This is a genomic window from Streptomyces sp. NPDC003697 (assembly GCF_053587115.1).
Window position 1 is genome coordinate 69997 of record NZ_JBSFNN010000026.1, and the last position, 8402, is coordinate 78398.

Annotated in this window: 7 protein-coding genes; 4 read left to right on the forward strand and 3 right to left on the reverse strand. The window is 74.2% G+C overall.

Features of this window, described 5'->3' with window-relative positions; all coding sequences use genetic code 11:
• Positions 1–352 precede the first annotated feature (352 nt).
• Positions 353–2107 carry a malto-oligosyltrehalose trehalohydrolase gene (gene treZ / locus ACWDNY_RS13745; protein WP_451645930.1) on the reverse strand — a complete coding sequence of 585 codons (1755 nt, stop codon included), beginning with the start codon at positions 2105–2107 and terminating at the stop codon, positions 353–355.
• 173 nt (positions 2108–2280) lie between these two features.
• On the opposite strand from treZ, the gene ACWDNY_RS13750 reads away from it, so the two are divergent.
• The 3 genes from ACWDNY_RS13750 (at position 2281) to ACWDNY_RS13760 (ending at position 4754) form a co-directional block, all read left to right on the forward strand.
• Positions 2281–2832, forward strand: a complete 552-nt coding sequence (locus ACWDNY_RS13750) for an FHA domain-containing protein (RefSeq protein ID WP_451645931.1) — start codon at positions 2281–2283, stop codon at positions 2830–2832.
• Positions 2833–2919: 87 nt separating this feature from the next.
• Complete coding sequence (locus ACWDNY_RS13755) at positions 2920–4332, forward strand: M14 family zinc carboxypeptidase (RefSeq protein WP_451645932.1); 1413 nt, start codon at positions 2920–2922, stop codon at positions 4330–4332.
• A complete protein-coding gene (locus ACWDNY_RS13760; RefSeq protein ID WP_451645933.1) occupies positions 4329–4754 on the forward strand; it encodes an SSI family serine proteinase inhibitor in 426 nt (141 codons plus the stop codon). The genes ACWDNY_RS13755 and ACWDNY_RS13760 overlap by 4 nt, the downstream gene beginning before the upstream one ends.
• 172 nt (positions 4755–4926) lie before the next feature.
• Here the strand turns inward: ACWDNY_RS13760 and ACWDNY_RS13765 are convergent, their stop codons facing one another.
• Both ACWDNY_RS13765 and ACWDNY_RS13770 read right to left on the reverse strand, forming a co-directional pair.
• Positions 4927–6177 carry a M14 family zinc carboxypeptidase gene (locus tag ACWDNY_RS13765; RefSeq protein WP_451645934.1) on the reverse strand — a complete coding sequence of 417 codons (1251 nt, stop codon included), beginning with the start codon at positions 6175–6177 and terminating at the stop codon, positions 4927–4929.
• 209 nt (positions 6178–6386) lie between these two features.
• Positions 6387–7265, reverse strand: a complete 879-nt coding sequence (locus tag ACWDNY_RS13770) for an NAD(P)H-binding protein (protein ID WP_451645935.1) — start codon at positions 7263–7265, stop codon at positions 6387–6389.
• Positions 7266–7328: 63 nt separating this feature from the next.
• Here ACWDNY_RS13770 and ACWDNY_RS13775 point away from each other — a divergent pair, with 63 nt between their 5' ends.
• On the forward strand, positions 7329–7925 hold the full coding sequence (locus ACWDNY_RS13775) for a TetR/AcrR family transcriptional regulator (RefSeq protein WP_451645936.1): 597 nt from the start codon (positions 7329–7331) through the stop codon (positions 7923–7925).
• Positions 7926–8402 lie beyond the last annotated feature (477 nt).

Here is an 8402-nt window from a genome sequence, read left to right on the forward strand (position 1 = left end):
GGCAGCCGGCACCGCACCCGCCCGCGGCGCGCCGTACGGCACTGCGGGCGTGGTGCCGCACCCGCGGCGGCGGGCCGTACGGCACTGCGCGCGCCCCGAGCCCCGCTGCCGTCCGCCGGGTCGCTTCCGCCCGGCGCCGGACGGCCCCGCGTCGACCGGCCCGCCCCCGGGCGGGCGTCCGGCGCCGACGGGAACCGTCCGGTGGTCCGCGTGCCCCGGGCAGCGGCCTGCCGACCCGCCGGCCATGTGCGGTGCGGTGTGCGGGACCGCGGGCGCGCTGTCACGGACCCCGGGCGTCCGGAGCCGCGTGCGCCGGGGGCCCGCGTCCGCTGCCGCGGACTCCGCGGGCCGGTCAGCCCTGCAGCAGCACCACGCACGACTCCGCCGGGACGTGCAGGACGCCGTCCGCGTCCGGGGCGTCCACCGGCTCCCAGGCCGCCAGCACGCGGGCCGGGCGGTTGCCGAGCGGGATCGCCGCGGGTTCCTTGCCGAGGTTGACCGCCACGCGGACGTCCCCGCGCCGGAAGGCGAGCCAGCGGGCCGACTCGTCGAAGGCGACCTTGGTGTCGGACAGGTCGGGGTCGGTGAGGTCCGGGTGCTCGTGGCGCAGGGCGATCAGCCGGCGGTACCAGTCCAGCACCCGCGCGTGCGGCTCGCGTCCGGGTTCGGACCAGTCGAGGCACGACCGGTCCCGCGTCGCCGGATCCTGCGGATCGGGCACGTCCTCCTCGGCCCAGCCGTGCTCGGCGAACTCCCGCCGCCTGCCCCGGCGTACGGCCTCCGCCAGCTCCGGGTCGGTGTGGTCGGTGAAGAACTGCCACGGCGTGCCCGCCGCCCACTCCTCACCCATGAACAGCATCGGCGTGAAGGGGGCCGTCAGCGTCAGGGTGGCCGCGCAGGCCAGCAGCCCCGGCGAGGAGGACAGCAGGTGCGACAGGCGGTCGCCCTGGGCCCGGTTGCCCACCTGGTCGTGGGTCTGGCTGTAGCCGAGAAGCCGGTGACCGGCCACCCGCCCCCGGTCCAGCGGGCGGCCGTGGTGGCGGCCACGGAAACTGGAGTACGTCCCGTCGTGGAAGTAGCCGCCCGTGAGGGTCTTGGCGACGGCGGCGAGGGGAGCGCGGGCGAAGTCGGCGTAGTAGCCCTGCGACTCGCCGGTCAGGGCCGCGTGGAGGGCGTGGTGGAAGTCGTCGTTCCACTGCGCGTGGAGACCGAGGCCGTTCTCCGCCCGCGGGGTGACGAGCCGCGGGTCGTTCAGGTCCGACTCGGCGATCAGGAACAGCGGGCGGTCCAGGCTCGCCCCGAGGGCGTCCACCGCCGCCGACAGTTCCTCCAGGAAGTGGCACGCGCGCGTGTCCACCAGCGCGTGCACGGCGTCCAGCCGCAGCCCGTCGATCCGGTAGTCACGCAGCCAGGCCAGCGCGCTGCCGAGCAGGAACGCGCGGACCTCGTCCGAGCCGGGCGCGTCCAGGTTCACGGCGGAGCCCCAGGGGGTGTGGTGCGTGTCCGTGAAGTAGGGGCCGAACAGGGGCAGGTAGTTGCCCGACGGCCCCAGGTGGTTGTGCACGACGTCCAGCACCACGCCGAGACCCAGTTCGTGCGCCCGGTCGACGAAGCGCCTCAGCCCCTCGGGTCCGCCGTACGGCTCGTGCACCGCCCACAGCGAGACCCCCTCGTACCCCCAGCCGTGCCGGCCGGGGAAGGGGCACAGGGGCATCAGCTCCACGTGCGTGACGCCGAGTTCGACGAGGTGCTCCAGTCGCTCCGCGGCGGCCTCCAGGGTCCCCTCGGGGGTGTACGTGCCGACGTGCAGCTCGTACAGGACCGCGCCGGGCAGGGGGCGTCCCGGCCAGTCGGCGCTCCGCCACTCGTAGCCCGCGTGGTCGACGACCGCGCTCAGCCCGTCGGGGCCGTCGGGCTGCCGGCGCGAGCGCGGGTCCGGCAGCACCGGACCGTCGTCCAGCGCGAACCCGTACCGCGCGCCGTCGCCCGCCTCGGCCTCGCCCGTCCACCATCCCGGCCGCTCCGGATCCCGCTCCAACGCGCGCCTGGCGCCGTCGCAATGGAGCGTCACACGATCGGCCTGCGGTGCCCACACCTCGAACTGCACGGACGGTTCCCCTTCGTCTGCTCACCGTGATGTAGCCCGTCCATGGTGCGTCAAACACGATCAATCCGCGTTGGCATCCGCCTTTTTGCGTCCGGTGTCGCCGCGGGAGCCCGGCCGGCGGCCTTGTCCTGCTCTTCTGGACACCCTCGGTCCGCTGAAAGACAATCACCATCGTGACGTCGTCCTTCGAGTTCAACACGTACCCCGCGCGGTTGTCCGACGCGGAGCGCGACAAAGCGCTGAAGGTGCTGCGTGACGGCGTCGCCGTGGGCCGGCTGTCGCACGACACGTTCGTGCGGCGCATGGAGCTGGCGCTCGCCGCCCGCCGTCCGGACGAACTCGCCGCGCTGACGTCGGACCTGCGCACCGAGGGCCGTCTGATCTGCCTGGTGTTCGGCACCGTCGAGGCCGTCTCCGGCTTCACCGTGCGGCTGCGCAGGGCCTGGCAGGCCGAGCGGTTGCCCAAGCTGCTGCTGCCCCACCCCGGCACGGCGCACCCGCTGCGCATAGGACGCGACCCCGCCAGCGGGCTGCGGCTGACCCACGACACGGTCTCCCGCGTGCACGCCGAGCTCAGACGTCAGGGCGGGCGGTGGATCCTGCGGGATCTCGGCTCCACCAACGGCACCACCGTCAACGGGCGGCGGGTCGTCGGCGCGGTCGTCGTCCGCGAGGGCGACCAGGTCGCCTTTGGACGGGTCACCTTCCGGCTCTCGGCCGACTGAACCCTCGTCGTCCCGTGGCCCGGGCGCGACCGGGGGCGATCGGTCAAGTCTGTTTTCGGCCGGAGGTGTTGACGTACTCCATGAGCCGTGACTGACTGTTCGTACGCCTGCACAGCAGGTGAAACGACGGCGCCGCATCGGAGGTGTGCCCTGCCGCCGCTCCTGCGTTACCCGTCCGTCGACGAGCTGGGTGCCCACGCGGCCGCACTCGTCGCCCGCCACCCCGGGGACGCCCGGCTGCGCCGCGCCGGCATCTCCCGCGCGGGCGCACCCCTGTGGCTGCTCTCCGTCGGTCACGGCGAGCGGCAGGCCCTCGTCGTCGCCGGACCGCACGCCAACGAACCCGTCGGCGGCGCGACCGCCCTGCGGCTGGCCGAACGCGTCCTCACCGACCCCGGCGCGGGCACCGGCGTCACCTGGAACCTGCTGCTGTGCCTCGACCCCGACGGCTCCCGCCGCAACGAGGGCTGGCTCACCGGCCCGTACACCCTCGGCCGGTACTTCAGGGACTTCTTCCGGCCCGGCTTCCTGGAGCAGCCCGAGTGGCTGCCCGACGGCGCCGCGGCCGCCGCGCTGCCCGAGACCCGCGCACTGCTCGACCTCCAGGACGAACTGCGGCCCTCCCTGCAGTTCTCCCTGCACGGCGTCGACGTCGGCGGCGGCTTCGTCGAGCTGACCCGCGACCTGCCCGGCCTGCCGCGGCGCGTCGCGCACAGCGCGGCACGCCTCGGCATTCCGCGCGAGGTCGGCGCCTACGACGCCCTGTACTGGCCGCACCTGGGTCCCGCCGTGTACCTGATCCCGCCGCCGCGCCGGGGCGGCCTGGCCGCCGCCATCACGGAGGCGGCCGTGGAGTCGACCTGGTTCCACCCGCACCGGCACGGCACGCTGACCGCGGTCGTCGAGGCGCCCATGTGGGGCGTGGCCGCCGTGGCGGACGGCTCCGCGCCCGCGGACGGGGACGCGGTGCGGCGCTCGGTCAGCCGCGCGCTGCGCCACGACATCCGGCTGCTGGAGCGGCTCCTGGACCGGGCCCGCCCCCACCTCGCGGACGCGCCGGACACGGCCCGCCTGCTCGCTCCCGTGGACGACTACCTGCTGGTCGGCCCCGGGCTCGCCGACGCGTGGGACCCCGACACCGCCGGCCGCACCGCGGAGCACCGGCTCCCGCCGCTGACCGCCGGTCACCTCGCGGCCCTGCGCATCGCCGGGCGGCGGCTGGCGCTGCGGACCGCGGGCCTGCTGCACCGCCTCGTACGGACCGCGGGTCACGATCCGGCCGGTGTCCTGCCCGAGCTGGACCGGCTCGTCGACACCTGGTGCGCCGAGTACCGCGACGGGATGGGGGCGCGCTGGATACCGGTCGCCCGCCAGGCCGAGTTCCAGACCCGGGTGGTGCTGGCGGCGGCCGAGCTGGCCGGGCGGCACCCGCACGCCTGCTCCCGTTCGGGTGAGCCGGACTGGGGCCCCCGGACCGCCGTGCCGATACAGCGGGAATGACGCACACCACCAAGGAGACGACGAGGAGGCTGCGGCGCGGTCTGCCGGCGGCGGTCGCCCTCCTGCTCGCGGCATCGGTCCCCGTCCACGCGGCACACCGGAGCGCCGGCCAGCGCGACTGGCTGTACCTGTCCGTCACCCGCGGCGACGTCCGCTCCGGTGCCACACGAGAGGCCCTGCTGCTGTGCGACCCGCCGGAGGGGCACGCCCGCGCGGCCGAGGCCTGCGCGCAGCTGCGGACGGCGCGCGGCGACATCCGCACCATCCCCCGCACGGACGGGGTCTGTTCGATGGTCTACGCGCCCGTGACGGGGCACGCGCGCGGGGAGTGGCAGGGCCGGGCGGTGGACTACACGGAGACCTTCGGCAATGCCTGCGTGATGCGGGCGCGCACCGGAAAGGTGTTCGCGCTGGACGGCTGACGGCCGCGCCGGCGCGGGGTGGGAGTGGGGGGCGGGCAGGCGGACGACCGCAGCGGCGTGGGACGGTGCGGCCGGCCGCCGTCTCGGGCGCGGTCCGGCTGCCCCGCGACGCACCGCGAGGGCAGGAGGGGGGGCGGGTTCTGTGGACGTGCGGCGGTGCGGCCGGACGCCGTCAGATCGTCTGCTCGCGGGCGTGCCGGGCCGTGGCGAGGACCGTGCGGCACTGGTGCTCGACCTGATGCTCCAGGGGCACCCACCGGGCACGGAAGTGGTCGGCGAACGCCTCGCTCCACGTGCCCACGAGCCGTTCCAGCCGCGGGGCCGCCCGGTCGCCGGCGTCCCGCAGCACCCGCAGCAGCATCGCCGCCGCCCGCAGCGGCAGTCGGCGGCCGAACGCGTCCACGCTGCTGACGTACGCCATCGTCCGGTCGGGCGGCGCGGTCCGCGTCCAGTCGGAGGCGAGGCCCGGCACCAGGCCCAGACCCCACCTGGCGGCGCGCAGCAGCGGCCCGCCGGCGCCGTCCAGGCGGGGGAGCGCGTCGGCGAGGACCAGCTCCACCTCCCTGCCGTCCTGCAGCAGCCGGTGCGCGAGCCGCCGTATCGCCGCCTCCGGGGCGGGGTGGGGCGCGGGGTCGTCCACCAGGTCGCTCGCCCACATAGGCACCTCCACGACCGCCGTCAGGCCGCCGTAGCGGTGGGCGTGGAACCAGGTGCTGTGGCGGGCGTCGTCCGGCAGGCTCGGATACGCCGCGTCCGCGCCGGGGGCCGGCATCACCCGCACCCCGGGCCCGGAGACGGGCCAGCCGGCGGCGTCCGACGCGCCCGTCTCCACCGGGATGCGCAGCTCGGCCGCCGACTTGGCGAAGGGCTCGGCGAGTCCGGGGACGTCCCTGGTCAGCTGCACCCAGCTGCCGCCCAGGTCGGTCCCGTGCAGCGTCACCTGCAGGTAGGGCCTCAGCGCGTCGATGACCCCGGTCAGGGCCCGCGTCTCGGGCGGCAGCCGGTCGGGTGGCAGCACCGACGGCGACCACTCCGGCTGCTCGGGGCCGGCGGGCCGGAAGAAGCCCAGGTGGTACTCGAGAAGGCTGCGCGGGGCCGGGGTGACGTGCAGGCTCGCGCCGTCCGGGTCCGCGCACAGCAGGAAGTGCCAGGAGGTGTCCGCCCGCAGCTGCGGCTCGTCCACGACGCGCCGGGCGAGCGCGCGGAGGGCGGAGCCGCCGGCGGGCTCGTTGGGGTGGGCGCCGGCGACAACCAGCACGGCGCGCCGGGCGTGGCCGACGGACAGAAGGTGCAGGGGTCTGCCCGCGCGGGACAGGCCCACCTGCTCCAGACGGCACAGGCCCGGCCGGTGCCGGGCCAAAGCTCGGGCGGTGGCGACCAGTTCGGGAACACTGGGGTAGTGCGGCTCCGGCACGGGACTCACCCCCGATTGTCCGTCCGGCCTCGCACTCGCAGTACCCCACGGACCGTGTGAACTGTCAAGCGTGCGGCCGCGGCGGACCCGAGGCGGCGGAAGACGCCACCAGGGCGGCCGCCCCGGTGGCCGGATCCGCTGCATCCGGGCGGCGGCCGGGTGGACGGGGCGCCGGGGCCTGAGTTGCGGCCGGGGCGCGGGTCGCGTGCCCGGCGAGGTTACGAACCCTCCGTGAACGCGGTGGCGTGGTCGGCGGCCCACTGGCGAAACGTTCGCGGCGCCGTCCCTAGGATGTCGGCCACCGCAGTGGTGACGTACGCCGGCTGTCCGACCGCCGCGCTCCACGCGGCGAGCAGCATGTCGACGACCGAACTGGGCGCCGCGGCCTCCGACAGGCTTCGGAACTCGTCCGGCGCGATCTCCTCGAATGCGATCCGGCGCCCCAGGGTGTCACCGATGACGCCCACCTGCGCGGCCTGGGTCAGTGATTCGGGGCCCGTGAGGACGTAGTCGCCTGCGATGTGTCCGTCCTGATAAAGCGTCCGCGCCGCGACGGCTGCCACGTCGCGGTCGTCGACCGGTGCCGTCTCGGCGGCGCCGTGAGGCCACCGGACGACCTCGCCGGCCCGGATCGCGGGCGCCCACCAGGCCAGCGAATTCGACGCGAGCATCCCCGGCCGGATGATCGTCGAATCGAGTCCGGCGGCCGCGATGAGCCGCTCGATGTCGGCGTGCAGCACCGCCATGGGATTGGGCTGCTGGAAGAAGGGGTGCGGCGTCCGGTGCGGGGAGGAGAGGAAGACGACCCGCCGTACGTGGGCCGCCAGCCGCTCGATGACTGCCCCGGCGGTCTGAGGCGGGGCGGTCCAGACGAGGAAGACCGCAACGGCGCCGTTCAGTGCCGGGTCGAGTGACTCGGGCACGGTGAGGTCGCCGGTGAAGGCTTCGACGTTCGCCGGCAGCGTCGCCGCCGCCTCGGAGCGATGCGTGAGGGCGCGGACCGGCACGCCCGCGTCGAGGAGTTGGTCGACGACAAGGCGACCGACCCGTCCCGTCGCCCCGGTCACGAGCACGGGAGCAATGTCTGTTCGGTTCATGCTGCCCATGCAAACGTTACTCGGTTAAAAAGGCAACTCGGTTACGAATGTTACAGTGGTCAGGTGAACGAGCCGACGGGGCTGCGGGCCCGCAAGAAGGAGCGGACGCGCGACGCCATCGCCGACGCGGCCATCTCGCTGTTCCTGGAGCACGGCTTCGACCGTGTCTCGGTCAACGACATCGCCGCGGCGGCCGAGATCTCCAAGCCGACCCTCTTCCGGTACTTCCCCACGAAGGAAGACCTGGTGCTGCACCGCTTTGCGGACCACCAGGGCGAAGCGGCACGTGTCGTACGTGACCGCAGGTCCGGCATCAAGCCGGTGACGGCGCTGCACCGGCACTTCCGGGCCTGCCTCGATCGGTACGACCCCGTCACCGGCCTCAATGATCATTCCGAGGTGGTGGCGTTCCATCGGCTGGTGTTCACCACACCGAGCCTGGCGGGACGGCTCACGCGGTATCAGCTCCAGGACGAGGAGGCACTGGCGGACGCCCTCGGTGAAGGCATCCAGGCACGCCTGCTGGCCGCCCAGGTACTCGCGGTCCAACGAGTGCTCGCCCGGACCAATTGGCAGAAGATCGCCGACGGTCGAGCCGCCCGCGACGTCCACCCCGAGGCTGTAGCCGACGCCGACCAGGCATTCAACCGATTGCGGTAACAGGCGACGCTCCCGCTCGAAGAAGACTCCGCGGCCCATTGCACGCGTGGCCACGGGCCCGGTCAGGCCGCTTTCGCGGACGCTGTCGGCCACCGCCTCGTCGGACAGAGGTCACCGGTATGGTCCCGATCCTGTGGTCACGACAGGTGACGGGGACGTGGCCAGGATCCTCGTCAGTTGGCTGCCGGTGAGGAATCTGAACTGGCCACTGACAGCCGACCACGCGCACAGTCGCCGACGATCCTGCCCAGACCACGCCAGGGAAACAGCACACCGTCGGAACGACCCCTCTTGCTGGTCCGCCGCCCGGGCGACCTGTCGGCGGACAACAGGCCGACGGATGTCCTGCTGGTCCCGCCGACCCGCCGACCCGCCGACCCGCTAAAGGAGGAATTTCCCTCCCGGAAGGTGCTTCCCGTATACGTCACCTTTGCCCAGGCAGGTCTAATTCGGCAAGACACGCCCGACAGCTTCCTG